The sequence below is a fragment of the Streptomyces sp. NPDC008139 genome (assembly GCF_042957025.1).
Taxonomy (GTDB): domain Bacteria; phylum Actinomycetota; class Actinomycetes; order Streptomycetales; family Streptomycetaceae; genus Actinacidiphila.
Genome location: NZ_JBIBHM010000020.1, coordinates 1 through 18,382, shown reverse-complemented (window position 1 = coordinate 18,382; position 18,382 = coordinate 1). Strand labels below are relative to the sequence as shown.

The 18,382-nt window shown below is 66.2% G+C and carries 13 protein-coding genes and 1 tRNA gene; 5 read left to right on the top strand and 9 right to left on the bottom strand.

All coding sequences use genetic code 11. The features are described from left to right. Positions 1-389: 389 nt before the first annotated feature. A tRNA-Gly gene (locus tag ACFZBB_RS32040) sits at positions 390-463 on the top strand. Between the two features lie 90 nt (positions 464-553). Here ACFZBB_RS32040 and ACFZBB_RS32035 read toward each other — a convergent pair. The 8 genes from ACFZBB_RS32035 to ACFZBB_RS32000 form a co-directional block, all read right to left on the bottom strand. Beyond that, positions 554-985, bottom strand: coding sequence for a hypothetical protein (locus ACFZBB_RS32035; RefSeq protein WP_391129892.1), 432 nt, complete (start codon positions 983-985; stop codon positions 554-556). 448 nt (positions 986-1,433) lie between these two features. Beyond that, a complete protein-coding gene (locus tag ACFZBB_RS32030; RefSeq protein WP_391129889.1) occupies positions 1,434-2,057 on the bottom strand; it encodes a transposase in 624 nt (207 codons plus the stop codon). Positions 2,058-2,325: 268 nt separating this feature from the next. Further along, positions 2,326-3,792, bottom strand: coding sequence for a hypothetical protein (locus ACFZBB_RS32025; protein ID WP_391130069.1), 1,467 nt, complete (start codon positions 3,790-3,792; stop codon positions 2,326-2,328). A gap of 828 nt (positions 3,793-4,620) precedes the next feature. Beyond that, positions 4,621-5,127, bottom strand: a complete 507-nt coding sequence (locus tag ACFZBB_RS32020; RefSeq protein WP_391129886.1) for a hypothetical protein — start codon at positions 5,125-5,127, stop codon at positions 4,621-4,623. A gap of 29 nt (positions 5,128-5,156) precedes the next feature. Continuing rightward, on the bottom strand, positions 5,157-9,608 hold the full coding sequence (locus ACFZBB_RS32015) for an RHS repeat-associated core domain-containing protein (protein ID WP_391130066.1): 4,452 nt from the start codon (positions 9,606-9,608) through the stop codon (positions 5,157-5,159). Positions 9,609-10,216: 608 nt separating this feature from the next. Continuing rightward, positions 10,217-10,339: a hypothetical protein gene (locus ACFZBB_RS32010; protein ID WP_391129883.1), complete on the bottom strand. Its 123-nt coding sequence runs from the start codon at positions 10,337-10,339 to the stop codon at positions 10,217-10,219. A gap of 103 nt (positions 10,340-10,442) precedes the next feature. Next, entirely contained in the window at positions 10,443-10,769 is a 327-nt protein-coding gene (locus ACFZBB_RS32005; protein WP_391129880.1) for a hypothetical protein, read from the bottom strand. Between the two features lie 79 nt (positions 10,770-10,848). After that, entirely contained in the window at positions 10,849-12,579 is a 1,731-nt protein-coding gene (locus ACFZBB_RS32000; RefSeq protein ID WP_391129877.1) for an RHS repeat-associated core domain-containing protein, read from the bottom strand. Between ACFZBB_RS32000 and ACFZBB_RS31995 the strand changes: the two genes are divergently transcribed. The 4 genes from ACFZBB_RS31995 (at position 12,539) to ACFZBB_RS31980 (ending at position 17,434) form a co-directional block, all read left to right on the top strand. Continuing rightward, positions 12,539-15,145: a LamG-like jellyroll fold domain-containing protein gene (locus ACFZBB_RS31995; protein ID WP_391129873.1), complete on the top strand. Its 2,607-nt coding sequence runs from the start codon at positions 12,539-12,541 to the stop codon at positions 15,143-15,145. The genes ACFZBB_RS32000 and ACFZBB_RS31995 overlap by 41 nt on opposite strands. 64 nt (positions 15,146-15,209) lie before the next feature. Then, positions 15,210-16,136: a LysM peptidoglycan-binding domain-containing protein gene (locus tag ACFZBB_RS31990; protein ID WP_391129870.1), complete on the top strand. Its 927-nt coding sequence runs from the start codon at positions 15,210-15,212 to the stop codon at positions 16,134-16,136. A 625-nt stretch (positions 16,137-16,761) separates the two neighbouring features. Beyond that, entirely contained in the window at positions 16,762-17,040 is a 279-nt protein-coding gene (locus ACFZBB_RS31985) for a type II toxin-antitoxin system prevent-host-death family antitoxin (RefSeq protein ID WP_391129867.1), read from the top strand. Next, positions 17,033-17,434 (top strand): type II toxin-antitoxin system VapC family toxin, encoded by a 402-nt coding sequence (locus ACFZBB_RS31980; protein ID WP_391129864.1) that lies wholly within the window; start codon positions 17,033-17,035, stop codon positions 17,432-17,434. The genes ACFZBB_RS31985 and ACFZBB_RS31980 overlap by 8 nt, the downstream gene beginning before the upstream one ends. Before the next feature lie 241 nt (positions 17,435-17,675). Here ACFZBB_RS31980 and ACFZBB_RS31975 read toward each other — a convergent pair whose 3' ends face one another. Further along, on the bottom strand, positions 17,676-18,221 hold the full coding sequence (locus ACFZBB_RS31975) for a flavoprotein (protein WP_391129861.1): 546 nt from the start codon (positions 18,219-18,221) through the stop codon (positions 17,676-17,678). Between the last annotated feature and the right edge of the window lie 161 nt (positions 18,222-18,382).

Below are 18,382 nucleotides of genomic sequence, written 5' to 3'. Positions count from 1 at the left end.
TCCGGAGCGGCCCCGACCCAATCCTCCGGCCCGGAGCCGCCACCTCACCGGCCCCCGACTACCGCTTCTCCCCGCCCCCGGCCACCGGCACCGCGTGCCTCAGCCGCGCGCACTTGGGACACCTCAACAACCGCCCGGGCCCCAACCGCTCGGCCCCCAAATGCTGCATCGGGAACGAAGCTGTGCTGAACACATGCCCCTCGGCACAACGAACAACGGTGCGCTCCATCAAGTCCCTTCCCCAACCAACCGGCGTGGACGACAAACCCACACATTAGGGGATCAACCCACCGCGCACCCACTCACCACTCCGCCCCCAACCTACGCCCCACCCCACCCCCCACATGCGGTAGACTCCCCCACGAAGCCACCCCCACCAGGGCCTTCACGCGGATGTAGTTTAATGGTAGAACATGAGCTTCCCAAGCTCAGAGCGCGGGTTCGATTCCCGTCATCCGCTCCATTGATAGGCCCCAGGCAAGCCGCCTGGGGCCTATTTTTTGTCAAGGCCGATTCGGGGCACGTGTCGCCAAGGACGACCGATCGTAGATATTCAAGCACGCCTTCGATAGTGCGCAAGACGCGAGGCGTCCCACTCTACAATCTCAAGGATGTCATCGAGATACCCACCGGTTTCGTAACTGTGCTCCCTCAAATACTCCTTATACAGCAACAAAAGGCCATCGCGAATAATCTCAAAGCAGCGCCAATAGTAGCCCGACTCGATCGAATCACCATCCTCCTCTCCGGCAGCAAACCCGAGAACAGCCCAGGTGGCTCCCTCTACCTGAGCTGGCGGCAGCCCGTCGGCGAACATCGCCATGACGACCGTGCACACCGCAGGCGCAGGAGGCATCAGGATCGACTGAATGAACACATGCCCATCCAAAGCGCGCAGCACACCCGGGTTCCCGTCGATTGCGGATTCCAGCAACCCGATCAGATGTCTCGCCGACTCTCCGCAACCGCACTCCACCGCATCCAAGTCCTGCCGACCTAGTTCCCTTCGCGCAAGACTCAATTAATTCAACTCCTCGAACTAGGATGAGATCAAGCCGTACTGGAGTAATCGACTTGCTTGCCCGTCTGCTTCACCATTTATTCAAGACCACATCACCATACTCCGCCCGGCTCGCCCTCGACGCCCGGACCGAAGGCGCTGGGTGGATAATCAAGCTGACACTTTTTACAGACAAGCTTTGCAGCCGGCTCATATTCTCTTGGATCCGACCCTGTCACCGCCTTCGTTGTATAGGCGATGCCGAGGCGCACCTTCGTCCAGTCCCCGCCCAGTGCGCGGACTACATTCCCTTCCGCACAATAGGTGGCTTCGCAGCCCATGACGTCCGGACCGGATGAAGCAACCGCCATCTCGCCAGTTTCAGTGTGATAACCGGGTGTGTCATTTTCTTTGTGTATGCCCGGTGTTGTGATTACTGGTCGGTGATGCGGTCGCCGTAGTGGCCGGCGAGGGTGTTGATAGTTTCCTTCCAGTTGCGGGTGCGGCCGGTGACGTTGGGCCGGTTGGGCTGGCAGTCGCGGATCACCAGGTAGAGGACCTTGAGGGCGGCGTTCTCGTCGGGGAAGTGTCCTCGCCGCCGGGTAGCCTGCCGGAACCGGGAGTTCAGGGACTCGATCATGTTGGTGGTGTAGACGACCTTGCGGATCTCGGGCGGGAACCGCAGGAAGACCACGAAGTGCTCCCAACTGCGCCGCCAAACGGCCACCAGGGCCGGATACTTGGCGCCCCACTCGGCTTCGAACTCCGCGAAGCGGGCCTCGGCGGCGCCCGCGGTGGCGGCGGTGTAGACCTGACGCAGTTCCTTGGCGATGGCCTGCCAGTGCTTGGTCGAGGCGTATTTCAGCCTGGCGCGGACCATGTGGACCACGCACAGCTGCATGTCCGCCAGCGGCCAGGTGCTGGTGATCGACTCCGGCAGGCCCTTGAGCCCGTCGCAGCAAGCGATCAGGACATCCTGCACGCCGCGGTTCTTCAGCTCAGCCAGGTCATCCAGACGTCCGCGTGAAGTAGCGCCTTCGCCCGCGTCCCCGAGCACCGGACCCGCCAGGCCACCAGAGGCCCCGCCCCCACCAGGGGCGGGGCCTCGCCCCGCGGTGCCCCCTGCCCAGGTAGCGATCAGCGCCGTCCTCCACCGAAACCGCCCGCATCTACGGCAGAGTCCGCACCGCCGTGATCAGTGCCTGGCCCAAGCCCCGCGCCGGATCGCGGCGCGACTCGACGCCTTCCAGGCGATTCGATTCCTGTCATCAACTCCGCGGACAGCCCCAGGTCAAGAACCTGGGGCTGTCCGCGGTCGGATCGAGTCAGTTCACGGTGAACCCGTAGTCGTAGGACGCGAGAACTATGCCGTCCTTCGTGGTCGCGGTGACGTCGATATTGGTGTAGCCGCTGTCGCTCGGGGTCCACATGACGTGAGCCTCATGGTCACGGCCGGCCTTCACCGTCACCGAGTCGCCACCATTGACCGAGTAGGTGTATTTCGCCACACCCTTGACCTTCGGTGCGAAGGTGAAGGTGCCGGGCACGCCCACACCCCCCGAGGAGGCGTTCTCGGCGTACACGTCGGAGCTGACGGTCGGACTCGTGTCGAAACTGATGCCATACCAGGCATAGCTGCTCACCCAGCCGTTGGCACTGGTGCTTTTCACGGTGAGGTTCTCGCCGTAGATGCCGTCGAGGGTGAGCCGGACCCGCGCAGTGCCGTCCTTGTGTGCCTTGACCTGTATGGTCTGATCGGTCCTTCCGCCGGAAGTCGTCACGGTGTAGCCGGTGATCGGGCTCTTGGCCTGGAGCCCGGGGTCGGGTGCCAGGTCGAAGGTCACCGGCCGACCGAACTTGGGCTGCTTGACCGGCGTGACAGTGGGCGGGGGCGAGTTCAGCAGAAAGCTGTACGTCGAGATCGCCGACCGGTTGAGGCTTCGGTCCAGGCTCGCGACGTAAAGCGTCACCGGCCCGGACATCGGCGGCACCAAGTCCACGGTCGTCGCACCGCCGAGCGTGTCGGCGCGCGCGAAGTAGCGGGTGTCGTCGAAGGGATCTTTCGGCTGCGGTATCCCGTAGTCACCGATGTCCACCCCGATCACGGGCAGATCCGGCTGCCAGGAGAACTCAAAGCCCTGCACGTCGGCGGCACTCGTCGCGTCGAAGACGAACCGGACCGGATCACCCCCGTCGTTCCACTGTCCCTGTGGATAGTTGGGCGAGGTGACCGACGGCGCCGAGGGCGCGGTGTCGTCGACGGTGAAGTAGCACGGCGCCGACCAGTCGGACGCACTGTCGCCGATGACCGTCTGCGCCTGCCAAGCGTACGTCTGCCCGTCAGTGAGGTCGCTCTCAGGCACCTTGACCGGCGACTCGGAGTTCTCGACGGCGTAGGTGTCCGTGAGCGTGCTGGTCTGCGTGGGATCTGCCACCGGCCAGTAGCGGTACTGGGCGGTGAGCTTCAGACCGCTGCCGCTGTCGGCATTGCCCGGTACGCCCTCCAGTACCAGTCCGCCCCTGGCCGAAACGAAGGCGGGGGCGTCGGCCTGGGCGGAACAGGCGTGCAAGTCATTGAACAGGTGCGTGGGCGTGATGGGCGATCCGCCCGCCGCGACGGCGGGCGGTCCTCCGGCGATTGCCAGGGCCGTGGCCCCGGCAATCAGGAATGCGGCGCGCGCGGGCACGCCAAAGGACGTTCTCATCTTCAAGATCCCCTCCCGAAAACCCCACCGGCCGCCCGGTCCCGGGCGGGAGAGCGGCCGACGGCGAACGCAATCGTAGGACAGCACCAAGAAGGGCCGCCATTGCTTTCGGCGTCGCCACATGGCCTCGCTGAACACCCGGCGGCTGGCTGGTGGTGCTGTTCGCCGCACCACCTCCGGGCAGGCTCAGGCGGCCCCCGGCTGCGGCCGGTGTGGCGGAGATTGCCTCGACCGGATCGGCATCTCGTCCACGACTCTCACCAGTGGCTTGCCCTCGCCATGCATCCTGCGGGATTCCCCATTCATGATGCCCAGTACCGCACTCGCGCGTTTTCAGTGAGTTCGCGTGCCTCCTCAACCGTGTGATGGAGCGTCAGGCCAGATCGGAAGCTCGTCATCCGACCGACCTTGGCGCCCGGCTCTGACAGCCGATCTTGGCGAACGAGGCGCGGTAGAAGAAGGAGGCGGGTTGCGGCCGACGGTAGAGGCTACGCTCGAACCTCGGGCAGCCTCGTCTCTGCATTTCGGGCGGTGCCCGTTGCCCCGCAGAGGCGGGCAACGGCTCCCGGATCTGCGCGGTCGCACCACATTCGCACCAACAGAGCGCGGGGTCGATTCCCGTCATCCGCCCCATAGAAGAGCCCCAGGTCAGCAGCCTGGGGCTTTGTTGTTGTCCAGACCGATTGAGGAACCCGCAGCCCTTCCGCACCACCTCTGGCGGTCAAATGGCGTGCTCACCCGAGACACGTTGTGCTCATAGCCTGACGGTCTTGCGTTCTGCGGGTTGCCACTGACGATGTGTCCGGTGCGGCCGTCATCGGCTTCCGGCGGTTCGCCCTGCCGGACCTCAGGGTCAACAGCCTTGTGTGAAATCCACTCAGCCGAGACCCGTGTCGTGTTCTGCGGCGGCGCGCGTCACACGCCGAACGCCGCGAGGAAGTCGTCGCGGACGGAAGCCGAGAACGCGTCGGTTGCCGGGTCGTCCGGAGTGATCAGACTGACCGCCAGATAGTGGCTGAGGAGGAGCCCGATGCCCTCGACGGTCTGGAGGTCTTCTTCTCCCGCGCCCGCCCGCACGACCTCGGTGATCCTGCGGGCATGCAAGGGATGAGGCGAGGCGGAGTACAGCACCGAGAAAGGACCCTCTCCGGCGGCGTCCAAGGCGTAGCCCTGTTCTTCCCAGAACTCCTCCATCTCCGGGCCTCTGGAGAACGTCACGATCTCCGGCCCGGTCTCGACGCCCGGCGGCTCCTCAGCCGTCGCCGCCGGCGGGTCCCAGCGCGGGAGCGATCCCGGTTCGACCGGCCGGCCGTCGATGTGAAGGCCTGGCCAGCGGCGAAGCCGGCTGTCGGCAAAGCGGGTCAGGGCGCCGTAGAAGGCCGAGTCCGTGACGAAGTCACTGGAGTGTCCGCTGATGTCCATCGCGCTGGTCCTCGTCTCTCTACGCCGGCTCAGGGCTTCCAGTTGGACGTGGGGCCGTGGTATTTGATCGACCCGCGGGGAATCCGCACGTCCTTCGGACTGAACCATATGTGGCTGCGGCCACCGGGAAGACGCCCGGCGAACTTGGCCTTGTCGGCCTCGAACTCGATCATGTACTCGGACTTCTCACGGGTCAGACCGAGGTAGGACTTGAATCCTCCCGGTTTCTTCGCCACATCGACCGGGCTCATAGGGGTCACGTAGACAGCCGTGGGATTGCCCTTCGCCGTCTGCCCGGCCTTGAGGGTGATGGCGTCCTTCCCCCCACCGCCCATGATCTTGTTGTAGCCGCTCTTGGTGGTGTAGTGGCGGATGATCGCCTTGCAGGCCGGAGCGAGTCCGAGCGGATCAATCCATTCCAACGGATTGCTGACGTAGGCGTGGTGGTTGGGCGCTGGTTCCAGGCCCAGCGGATCGGGGCTGATGTAGCGGGCCGCGGCGGGATCGTAATAGCGGAAGTAGTTGTAGTGGAGCCCGGATTCGGCATCGTGGTATTGGCCCGGGAACCGCAACGGGCAGTCAGCGGTGTCGACGGTGTCCGCTGACCGCTCTCCCCACAGGGAGGCGCGGGATCGCCATACGACGTTCCCCCCGTCGTCGACGAGTTCTGTGGGTGTGCCGACGAGGTCGGAGACGATGGCGTAGAACGTCTCGTCGACGGACTCGGGATCTTCGTCGACGACGGTCCGATGCACCTGTGTGACGGGGCGGTCGGCTCCGGGCTCCCAGTCCCATGTCGTGTGTGCGGCAGACGTTCCCGGCCGAGTGACACTCTGCTCTGCCAGCCTGGTGCCGTCCCAGACGAAGTCGGTCTGCTCGAGAACCGTCATGCCGTCAGACGCGATCAGCTGTTTCGCGATCCTCCGGCCCAGCGGGTCGTAGCGATAGCGCCACCGCTTTCCGTCCGGCGTCACCATCTCGCACAGCCGGTCTTCCGCGTTCCACGTGTACGTCCACACCCGCGCTCCGCCGGACAAGAGTCTGCGGGTGTGGCGCACGACACGGCCTTGCGCGTCGTGCTCGTAGCGTGACCGCCCCGCAGACTCGATCAGGGTGCCCTGGAAACCGCGTGGGCCCTGCATGTCCCGATTCCGCTGGTCCCCGGTCTCGGCGTACACGAGGTTGCCCACCGGGTCGTACGCGTATCGTTCAACGCGCTGCTCGTCGTGGACTGCGGTGATCCGCCCGGCAGCGTCGTGCTCGTACATCCTCCTGCCGAGCGCCGCGTCCTCGACGGCCGCCACGAGTCCATCGGTACGGTAGTCGTACCGACGCAGGCTCCGGCCGACGGTGTTGCCCGATCCGGAGCCCAGCCACTGTCCGGTGAGCCGATGGAGCTCATCCCAGCTCTGCCTGATCGTGACCATGGGGCCGACCTGCTGCTGGGTCTCACGCCCGGACCTGTCATAGCCGAAGGTGACGGTGCGCCCGGCTGCCAGCAGACCCACCGGATGGTGCGTGGCGTCGTATGTCCAGACGCTGGTGTGGCCGCTCGGTGTGCGGCGCCGCACACGACGGCCTGCGAGGTCGTACCGACTGCTCAGAGTGCGCCCATTGCACGTCTCGGAAAGCACCCGGCCAAGCGGATCGAGGTCGAACGCCAGCTCGGCATCAGCGTTCACGGCCTTTGTCAGCCCACCGGCCGGGTCGTACGCGAAGGTGGTGACACCGTCGTCGGTCCGCTGCTCCACTACTCTACCGAGCGCGTCGCGCACGTAACGGATCCACTGCCCGGCTCCGTTGACCCGCTCCGCCAACTCTCCTGCCTCGTCGTAGCGATAGGCGAGCTCCCGTCCGTTGAGGTCGGTCTCCGCGGCGAGGTTGCCCTCGGCGTCGTACGCGTAGGTCCAGTTGAGCCCACCGGGGAACGCCACACGTACCGGACGCAGTTCGGCGTCGTACTCGAACGTGACGCGCGTACCGTCCGGCAGAATCTGCGCCGCGATCTGATCGAAATGCGTAATCTCGTAACGGGTCGTGGCTTCTCGGACGTCGGTGTACGACACCGGGTTGCCCTCCGCGTCATACGACCAGCGCTCCACGGAGCCGTCCGGCGCGGTGCGAGAAAGCGGCAGCCCCTCACGGGTCCAGCGCAGGCGTGTGGTGCCCGCTCCCGGTTCCCTGACCTCCGTTGTCCGGCCGAAGGCGTCCACTGTGAAGCGGGTGACACTGGCGGAAGTCGCCACCTCCACGGGGATCCCGGCCGGGTTGGCGGCTATTGATGTGCTGGTTCCCAGCGGATCGGTCACCGAAGCGACAGCCCCACGTTCGTCATATGTATATGCGGTTACCGCGCCGAGCGGATCGGTTGCGGCCAGCACGTTTCCGCGCTCGTCGTAGTCGTACCGCCACTCCGCACCGTCCGGCCCCCGCGCACTGACCGGCAGACCCATGTGCTCGTCGTAGGTGTACACGGCGGTCGTACCGTCGGGGCCCGTCGTCCGCGTCAGACGACCGGCGTGGTCGTAGTCGTGCCTGGTGGTGCGACCCAAGGGGTCGGTCAGGGAGAGGAGACGGCTGTGGCCGTCCCACGCACGCAAGGTGAGCCGGCCAAGGAAGTCCGTTTCACGGACCAGGTTCAGGTCCTCGTCGAACTCGTACGTCCGGCTGTGGCCGAAGGCGTTCGTCGCCACGACGGAACGGGCGTCGGCGTCGTAGGCGTACCCGTATTCAAGGATTCCGTCGGTACCGGTGCTGTGCACACAGCGACCTGCGTCGTCGTACGTGTACGCGTAGCGGGAACCGAGCCTGTCCTGCCAGGAGACAATCCGGCCGGCCTCGTCGTAGTCGAGGTGCAGCGGCCTGCCCGAGGAATTGAAGATTTCCGCGAGCCGCCCCGCTTCGTCGTAGCCGTACCGGACCAGTTCGGGAAGATCCGGGTCGCTCAGCAGCCGCAGCGCCGAAATCCGCCCCGCGGCGTACTCGACGCCAACACGGTATCCGCCGCTGTGGACGACTTGCCGCACAAGGCCGTCTTCATACTCGAACGTCAGGGTGTTGCCGTTACGGTCGGTGATCTCGGACAGCACGAGTGTGGTGGACGGGGCAGCCGCCATCGAAGCGAACCGGTAGGTCAGACCGCTCTCCGGACGCTCCACACACAGAGCGCCTCCGGGAGTACCGTCCCAGAAAAGCGGCCACCGCGGCCCAACCACGGGCATGATCGGCACGCCGTGTTGTGGCACGGGGTAGTACAGCACCATGCCGTCTTCCGCGGTGTAGCCGACGCCCTGGTCGTCGATCCGTATCCGCTGGTCGAACGTGGATGTCCACTCCTTGCCCAGCAGGCGGCCCGTTCGACTCATCGAGCGGTGGTGCCGCTCCACGAGCAGCGGCAGTACACCAGGGAGATCCACGTCCGTCGCGGACATCACCATCTCGCCTGTGGCCATGTCGATCGGGTCACCGCAGGTGAACAGGCTCTTCATCTCACGGCCGAGCTGCCGTATGCCGCTCGCCCCTTTACGGACGCTGTTGGCGATGTTCTCCAGGGCTTTGCCGGATTTGAGGAGGGTGGGGAGTTCGCGGGCCATTTTGAGGAGGCCGCCGGCGGTGGTGAGGCCTTTGAACATGGGGATGCAGTCGAGGGCTGCGAAGAGGACGTCCCAGAGGCTGGCTTGGCCTTTGAGGTATTTCATGACGGTGTCGGCGAGGACGAGGACGGCGGCGGCCAGGACGAGCCAGGCCAGGGGGCCGCCGATGATCAGGACGACGATGCCCAGGACGGCGACGATGACCTTGCAGACCGCGATGATGTCGTCCCAGTGGTCGGCGACCCAGTCGACCGCCTTCTCCCACCAGTGCTTGTTCTTGATGCCAGCGTCGCTCGCCTCGTGGAGGGCGTGCTGCGCGGTCGAGGCGGCGTCGTCGCGGAGTTGGGCGGCGTCGTCGGCCAGTTGCTTGGCCGCGTCGAGCTTCGCCTGGGCGTTGTGGACGGCCGTGGAGGCGGTGCTGTGGGCGGAGTTGGCGTCCGTGGCGTTACGGGACGCCGCCCGGACCTCTTCGGCTGACGGCGGCGGCACATTCGGTTTGGGGTCGTCCTGGTAGGACTTGGACTTGTCCTGCGCCCGCTTCACCCACGCATCAGCGTTGGTGAGCTGGTTCTTGGCGGAGTCCAACTCCTGCCGGGCGGTGCGGCCTTGGGCCAGGGCGCGGTCGGCGTCGCCCTGGGCGGTCTCCAGCTTCGGCCAGTAGTCATCCAGAGCCCCGGACGCCAGCCGATACGACCGCTCCAGCTTGTCCAGCTCACCCGGCAGATCCCCGAACTGCTGGCGGTACGCATCACCCGACAACCCCGCCCACTCCTGCACCGCGGAGTCGCCGTTCAGACCTTTGACCGACCTCAGCGCGGAGGCGACGTCATCGGCGAAGTCCCCCAACTTCCGGGCGAGCTCCTTCACCTCAAACGGATCACCCGGCACCGGATCCCGGTCCAGATCCAGCACATCCCAATCCGTCGGCCGCCCCACCCCAACCACCCCCGAGCCTCTCGCGGTTACCAGAACCCCGCACGAAGCTACCAGCGCCACTGAAGGGCTCCCTTGCCCCCGCCGCACCACTTCCGCACCAGATCCAGCGGTACGCCACGGGCTGCCACGGTCAGTACCGACAGCAACTCAATGGACCCTCTCCGACCCACCGGCCCCCTGACCAGCACGGACCCCAGCAAGGCCCCTGTGATTCCCAAGCTCAGAGCGCGGGTTCGATTCCCGTCATCCGCTCCAAAGTGAAGCCCCAGGTCATGAACTTGGGGCTTTATCGTTGTCCAGACCAATTCGAAGGTCGCGTGCCATACGCGTGCCACTGGGCTGAGAATTCCGCACGTGAATGCCCGGGTTAACCGTGACTAACCGGTGAACACCGAGGCTTTCTCGAATCGCGAGACGCCTTTTCGGCGAGGTGGGTCACGTGATTTTACGAAGAGTGCCCCAGTTGGTTCCGCAATATTCCCACATTGCAACGCTGAAATCCCGTATGGCGACGGCTTCACGCCCTCTGACAACGAGCCCGGAGGGGCGTGCCATAGCCGTCACCCCTGGGCCTGTGACTCGCCACTAGGGTCGCTGCCGTCGTCCGCCGCGTAGACGTGGACGAAGCGTTCGTCGTTGAAGAGCTTGAACCAGTCGTTGAGGCCCATGGGAGCGATTCCCATGTGGTCGAAAGCAGGGTCTTCGATCCGTGCGGCTCCTGGCCCGTGAAAGAGACTTGTCCGCAGCTGAGAATATCTATATTGACGCTGCCGAAAACAATGGCGATCAGTCCGCGTCGACTTCCACCTTGAAAGCGACAAGGCGCCCCCGCACAGAACCAGCCCGCACAGGGCCGGCAGTGTCTCCCTTGATGATGAGGGCTCCTGCTTCGGTAGCGGTTACTACCCCGGAAGAAAAAGTTACCGCAAGAATCTCTCGAGTCGTATCCGTGGGCCCTCCCGCAGGGAAAACAGTCAGGTGGGTAAATGGATCACCCTCGACTCCCGCCAGCCAGTCGACGTCGGCCTCGACGACGATCCATTCGTCATCGATTGTGATGCTTACACTGTCGGCGCCGCCCAGAACCGCCTCGGCGGCGATCTGGCTCGCCATGTCTCGCGGAGCGTACAACCCCTTGCGGAAAAACCTGCCCTGCTGCCGTCGAATGAAATCCTGTGGATTTCTGAACTCATCACCCTGGGCCATACTGAATACCTCCCGAATCCCTCAGTGAATTGTAGACATCGAACGCCGACTCGGGAATGTGAAATTCTTGACCGACGTGGGAAACAGTACCCGGGCCACCGTAGGGAATGTCTCGCAACTCCGCTCCCGCGTTCCGGAGCGTCGCCATGGCGTCGGAGGAGATTGTGGCTTTGATCAGGGCGCCGGGCTGTCGGCGGAGTGCGTAGTAGACAGCGTCATCACGCTCCGTGGCCAGGAAGAATCCTCCGACGCCGTCCATGTGCTTGGAGGCCGCCGCACTCGCCTTCAGTCCGTTCTCCCAGATGTCTCGGGCCGAAGCGCCGTCCGTTCCATGGTAAAAGACGGACCCGTCGCAGTTGTGGACCAGGACTGGTGTGGCCCCCGCCAGCACATAGTACGAGTGCAGGTTCGCGACCGTGAGGTCGTACGTCACTGCCGTCGTGTGGTAGTTGCGGACCGCGGTGACGACGGCGGTGGTGCCGTCGGCTTCGCGGAGACGAGTCCCCGGGGTGAGGTGGGAGGCGTCGGTCCACTGGGAGGTGGTGACGTTCCAGAAGGGGTGGTGCCAGGTGGTGGTGAGGACGGCCGCCGTGATCTTCCGGGGCGCCCCCGCTGCGGACTTCGCCGCGGCCGCGGACGCCGGCTTCGACGGCGCGATCGTCAGTGCCGTGAAGTCGTGGTCCGTGGTCGTGCGGATCACGCGCTGGACGACGTGCGCGGAGGTCTCGCCGGTCTGGGGGTCGGTGGACATCACCACGTCGCCGACTCGGACCTTGGCGATCCGGACCGTGGCACCGCCCGCTTCGAGGACGGGGGTGTTGCCGGTGAAGCTGTGCGGGACGAGGCAGGACGCGGCGTCCTCGGCCAGGTCACCGGCCTCCTTGTCCGCCAGGTCCTCCCCGGCCTCCAGGGCGGCGATCTCCAACTCGTCCTCACCGCCCGTGGCGAGGAAGCCCGCGACCAGGGCACCGGCCTTGATACAACCGCCGACGGACGGATCGGAGACACATCCGACGACATCGGCCGCGCCTGAGGCGTGGTAGACGAACTTTCCGGCGTTCTCCGCGATCCCCGTGGCCTTCTTCCACCACGGCTTCTTCGGTTTGGCCTTCGGCTTCGGCTGCGGATGGGTCAGCTCGTACTGGCCGATGAGGTAGGAGATGGCCTGGCGGTAGACGAGGTTGGCGTACTTCTGGGTCGCGTGGCCGTGGCTGTCGGTGTAGCCCTGGTCGTGGTACCAGTCGTGCATCACATGGACGTTTCCGAAGCCGAGCCCGGTCACGTCGTCGTAGAGCATCGTGCCGGTCGGATCGGAACCGGTGACCGGGTCGTTGCCCGCGTAGTCGTAGCCGCCGAGCTGCGTCGGATCGTTGGCCTCGAAGACCGGGTCCGGTGACATGAACCGGCCGCTGGACGGGTCGTACTGGCGCGCTCCCAGGTTCTCCAGTCCCGTCGCCGGGTCCGGTGTGCCGCCCACGTATCCGTCGTCGCCGCCCGGCCACACCGACGGCGCGGTGCGCTCCTGGCCGAAGGGCAGATAGGAACGGCGCGTCGGGGCGAGCGTCTGGTAGTCGACAGCGAGGGTGTCGGTGCCCTGCCGGTCCGGGATCAGATACTGCACGTCGCCGGTGCTGGACCGCTCGGCGACGGTGTCGCCGCCGAGCTCGTAGTAGCGCGTGCCGGACGCGGTCCTGCAACCCTCGATCTCCGGTGGCACCGTCCGCGTCAAGCTCGACAACGGCGAGGGCACGAGCAAGCTGAGCATCGGCCATGCCACGTTCGCGCTCAGCTCCAGCGCCACGGCCTTCACGCCAGTGCCCTCGGGCACTCCGACGTCCCTCACCTTCGGCGGCGCCCAGTCGGTGACCGTACCGGTCGGCGGCATGGTGTACAGCGACCCGATCAACTTCGCCGTCACCGCCGGACACAACCTCCTGCTCTCCTTCCAACTCACCAACTCCGTGCCGTACGTGGTGACGCATTCGTACGCCAACGGCTCGTACTCCTACGTCACCGCCGTGGGGTCGGGGGACCTCACCGCGAGCACCATCGCCACTCCCTTCACCACGACCGCGGCGGCCTACGGCAACTTCACCCAACTGGTGACCGGGCTGGACGTGCAGACGGCGGGTGTGCCGACCGAGGCCGTACTGGGTGACCATCTGGTGGACCCGTTCCAGCCCAACACCACGCCGCCGAACTCCAACGGCTACCGGGTGTCGGACGCGCTGGCCTCGGCCGAGCCCACGACCGCCGCGCCCTTCGGCGTGCTGGCCGAAGGCATCGAGTCGAACCAGCTCATGACCGACAACCCCGAGACGTACCAGGGCAGTCCGATCGGCGGACCGTCGGCGCTGTCGAGGATCGACCGCGACGTCCTGGACCAGCCGGGCATCAACACAGTCGTCGTCGACGAGGGTCTGGAAGACCTCCTGGGAGGCACGTCGTCCAGCACCGACCTGGAGACCAATGGGTACACCGCCCTGATCCAGCAGTTGCAGGCCTGGGGGATCAACGTCGTCCTGACCTCCCTGACGCCCTGCCAGGGCTACAACGGGGACGGAGCCACCGCCAACGACCCCTGCACCTCGACGGTCGACGACAACCGCACCGACGTCAACGCCTTCCTCGGCGGAATGAACCTGGGCAACCCGTGGTCGACGCCTGCGACGTATTTCGCGGATCTCGACTCCGCGGTCGCGGTATCCGGTGCTTACCACGGCGAGGAGCGGCTGGCGCCCTTCGCGGACAGCGGTGATCACGTCAACCTGAGCCTGCGGGCCTACGGCTCCATCGCCAATGCCCTGCTGACACCGCAGGACACGTGGGCGATGGACGACGGCAACGGCATGCCGGTGGTGACGGACACCGCGGCCACCGACACAGCGCAGACTCCGGGCACCGTCCTGAACCCCAATACCGGCAACGCCACGCTCACCTTGTCAGGCACCGGCGCCGCCTGGGGTGACGACGCGATGCGCGGCACCGTCCTGAACCTCGACGGAACCGACGGCACCGCTTCGAGCGCCTCACCCGTGCTGGACACCAGCGGCAGCTTCAGCGTCTCGGCCTGGGTCAAACCCAGCTCTCTGCCCACGCACAACATGACCATCGCCGCCCAGGAGGGAAGTCAGAACAGCGCCTTCTACCTTCAGTACAACTACTCCCACACCAGCGCCCCCACCTGGGCCTTCGCGACCACCAGCGCAGACGTGAGCGGTCCCGCCTTCAGCTACGCGTACGCCACCGGCCCGTCGGCGAATCTGTGGACACACCTCGTCGGCGTGTACAACGCGGCAACGAAGACGACCCAGCTCTACGTCAACGGCGCTCTCGCCGGTTCGGCCAGTGGTGTGACGGCGTGGAACGCCCCCGATGCCTTCACCGTCGGCCGGGGCCTGTACAACGGCAGCCCCGGCGACTTCCTGTCCGGTTCCGTCAGCGGCGTCCAGGCCTACGACTACGCCGTCACCGGCAACCAGGCCGGAGCCCTGTACCAGCAGGGCGTCGCGGGTGGTGGACCGTACACCTTCGCCGACACCGTGGACTTCAACGGCGACGGCACCTCGGACCTGGTGGCCGAGACGCCGTCGGGCGACCTGTGGATGTACCCCGGCGACGGCACGCACGGCCCCGACACCGCCAGCGGCACCCTTGTCGGCTGGGGATTCTCCGGCTACACCGTGGCCGGCATCGCGGACTTCAACGGCGACGGCTACGCCGACATCGTGGCGAAGGACGCCACGGGCCTTCTCTGGCTGTATCCCGGTGACGCGGACCACGACACCTCGACCGCCCGTGTCGAACTCGGTACCGGCTGGACCAATTACGTCTTCGCCGGAGTCCGGGACTGGAACGGTGACGGGCACCCGGACGTCATCGCCGAGGACGGCAGCGGAAACCTCTGGAACTACCCCGGCAGCGGCGCCGTCAACGGCACCAGCACGCTGGGCACCCGCGTCCAGATCGGCACCGGCATAAGCACGTACACCCTGGAGGGACTTGCCGACTGGGACAAGGACGGGCACATGGACATGCTCGCCATGGACTCGACCGGAATCCTCTGGCTATACCCCGGCGACGCCGCCCACGACACCGCGACCGCCCGTGTCCAGCTCGGCACCGGCTGGACCAGCTTCCCCGTCGCGGGCCTCGCCGACTTCAACGGCGACGGCAATCCCGACATCATCACCCGCGGTCCCGGCAGCATCCTGTGGGACTACCCGGGGAAAGGCACCCGGACAGCGTACGGAGCCCGCGTCGAGCTCGGGCTGAGCTGGTGACGGCGTCGCCTCGTCCTGTCTCCCCATTCCTCCGCCATCCGACCGACAAAGGAAAGCCACTCCGATGAACGCCCCCTCGGGACGGCACGCCAAGCCGCGGACTCCCGTCGCGCGCCGCGCCACCGTCACCGCCGCACTCAGCGCCGCCGCCGCGGTCTCGGCGGTCGCCGCCTCCAGTAGCGCGCAAGCCGCGACCACTCCGTCGGGTACGACCCCGGTCTCCACCTACACCGTCGTGTCGGGTGACACCCTGTCAGGCATCGCCCTCAAGGAGCACGTGCCCGGCGGCTGGACCAAACTCGCGTCCGCCAACCACATCGCGTCTCCCTACACCATCCGCCCGGGCCAACACCTCACCCTGCCCGCCGGGTCCTACGTCACCACGCCCAGCCCCTTCCCCGTTCCTGTCACTGTCGGCAACGCCACGCAGGTGATCACCGTCAAGGCATCCGGCTCCCACGCCACGGTCACGCTCTGGCAGAAGACCAGCAAAGGCTGGCAGAAGCAGACGTCCACCACAGGCGCCCGGATCGGCTCGCACGGAATCACCAATGGCGCGACTCGCAAGCAGGGCACCGACACCACACCCACCGGCACCTACACCATCACGCGCGGCTTCGGCATCGGTGCCAACCCCGGTACGAAGATGCCCTACCACCAGGTCACCGCCCACGACTGGTGGGTCGAGGACCCCACCTCCGCGTACTACAACCAGATGCGCACCGACACCAAGGGCGGCTTCCACCTCACCGAGGCCGGCGACGACGGCAGCGAGCACCTCATCAACTACCCGACCCAGTACCACAACGCCCTGGTCGTCAACTTCAACACCAGCCCCGCCGTCAAGGGCCGCGGTGCCGGCATCTTCCTCCACGACCTCGGCCCCCAAGCCGGCCCCACCGGCGGCTGCGTCGCCGTACCCGCCGCCTTCCTGACCCAGGTCATGAAGTGGATCAACCCCACCGACCACCCGGTGATCGCCATCGGCTGACCCCTCGCCGGGCCCAACGCCCACCCACGGTGGCCCGCCCCCGACCGAGCGGGCCACCGCACCACATCCGCGCCGGATCGAGCGGTACGGCAAGGACAGCCACGGTCACCCGCGGCGCGGTCCCGGTTGACGCTCATCCACCACACGCACCACTGACCAGCACAGACGCGGTAAGAGCCCCTCTGATTCCCAAGCTCAGAGCGCGGGTTCGATTCCCGTCATCCGCTCCATATATGAGCCCCAAGTCATGGACTTGGGGCTCTACCTATTCCCAACCCCAATTCCCGCTCTCATTTCCGGTGCGAGCGATTCCAGCGCCTCTTCCCACCGGAAAGCCGCGGCCTCGCCACACAGATGTCTCCACGCCGCCGACTGGGACGTCCAGGCCGCGCAGGCGCGCCGGAATTGGTCAGTGGCTTTGGGTCGTGAGGGCCCCAGCATTGCTGGCGTTCGCTGCGGATCTTGGCGCGTTTGCGGAGTTGAGCGGGCGGCGTCCTCCTGGTCGTGGGCCCAGCCCCCGGACCTCGATGAGGGCAGCCACCCGATGATCACAGCGTTCGTCGCCCACCGCCCCCGCCCCTACCCGTTTGTAGCACCATGAGACACGACGCGCTACACTCAGCTCATGAAAACCATCACCCAGCGCGAGTTCCGCAACAAATCCGCAGCCGTCATGGACGCCGTCGAAGCCGGCGAGACCTACCACATCACCCGTAACGGCACCGAGGTCGCAGAGCTGCGCCCCCTTCACCGCAGGCGTCGTCTGAGTGCGGAAGAACTGGTGGAACGGCACCGCAGACTGCCGCGCGTCGACGCCGCCGCCATGCGACACGAAGCGGACGAGTTCTTCGGAACCGAAGACCGTGCCGGCGACGACGACCCCTGGCAGCGCAGCAATGGCTGAGCGTCACCCGGCTGGCGTGCTCGACACCTGCACGTACATCGATCTGGACATGCTCGACCCGGCGGACCTTCCAGCGGTCCCCGAACTCACCGCCATCACGATGGCCGAGTTGCAGCAAGGTGTCGCCATGGCCAAGGACGCTGCCATCCGAGCCGCCCGCATGGAAAAACTGGGCGCGGCAGTCGCCGATTTCGAACCCCTCCCGTTCAACGGGGACGCAGCCGCCCGCTACGGCACGCTCGTAGCGCTTGCCATTGCCTCAGGCCGCGATCCACGTCCCCGGAGGGATCTCATGATCGCCGCCATCGCCTCCGTCCAGGGCCTTCCCCTCTTCACCCGCAACGCCGACGATTTCAAGGGGCTGGACGGCTCCCTGACCGTCGTTGCCGTCTGACGGATCCGCCCTACACGGTTTGCACCACAACCGCACCACTCGCAGCGGTACATGGCGGTCAACCTCGGCCGGTGCTGGAGGCTGCGGCACACCCGCTGGTCAGCCCGAAACCGCGCTGACCAGCACCTGCTTCACGGCGGCTGCTGTGTTTCCCAAGCTCAAAGCGCGGGTTCGATTCCCGTCATCCGCTCCATTGATTAGCCTCAGGTTGAATACCTGGGGCTTATCTCATTCTCGGCCTTCAATTACGGGCTCCGATTCCCGGCGCGAGCAATTCCAGCGCCTCCTCCCAGCGGAAAGCAGTGGCCCCACCGCCCGACTTCGGCGGATGCGGCTCCTGGCCGCTGACCTGGACACCCATGCCGCGCAGCCGAGCCAGGCTCTCCTCGTATGCCGGATGCGCGGCCATCGCGCTGTTCACATACGGCAGCACCGCCGTCGGAATGCCCAGACCGTACGCCTCGCACAAGATGCCCAGCGCCAGCGTGTCCGCGATCCCGGCCGCCCACTTATTGACCGTATTGAACGTGGCCGGTGCCACCGCGACGGCGTCCGCCGGGGGCAAGGGTCGTATGTCACCGGGCTTCCGCCACGCCGACCGGACCGGATAACCGGTCTGCGCCTCGACCGCAGCCTGGTCGATAAAGCCAAGGCCCAGCGGTGTGGCCACCACCCCCACGTCCCAACCCCGGCTCTGCGCAGCCGAAATCAGCGTCCCGACACCGGAAGCCACCCCGGCTGCACACACCACGACATACAAGAACGGCTTCCCCGGCTCACCACTCACGCGGGCACCCCCAAACGGACAGACCAAGTGATGCAAACGGAGGCAGCGTACGACGCCGGTTCCGGCGGGTCTGTACGGTCTTCGGTGCAACTCCCGATCATGGAAGTAGCACCTGATGAGCGACGTGACTGTCTCGGTTGAGGCGGTTGAAGAGGTCCGTC

Excerpts from the sequence above, each read along its gene's own strand:
- ACFZBB_RS32020 (WP_391129886.1), bottom strand. The coding sequence starts at position 5,127 with ATGGACATCAGCGGACACTCCAGTGACTTCGTCACGGACTCGGCCTTC.
- ACFZBB_RS32010 (WP_391129883.1), bottom strand. The coding sequence starts at position 10,339 with ATGGGAATCGCTCCCATGGGCCTCAACGACTGGTTCAAGCTCTTCAAC.
- ACFZBB_RS32005 (WP_391129880.1), bottom strand. The coding sequence starts at position 10,769 with ATGGCGAGCCAGATCGCCGCCGAGGCGGTTCTGGGCGGCGCCGACAGT.
- ACFZBB_RS31990 (WP_391129870.1), top strand. The coding sequence starts at position 15,210 with ATGAACGCCCCCTCGGGACGGCACGCCAAGCCGCGGACTCCCGTCGCG.
- ACFZBB_RS31985 (WP_391129867.1), top strand. The coding sequence starts at position 16,762 with ATGAAAACCATCACCCAGCGCGAGTTCCGCAACAAATCCGCAGCCGTC.
- ACFZBB_RS31980 (WP_391129864.1), top strand. The coding sequence starts at position 17,033 with ATGGCTGAGCGTCACCCGGCTGGCGTGCTCGACACCTGCACGTACATC.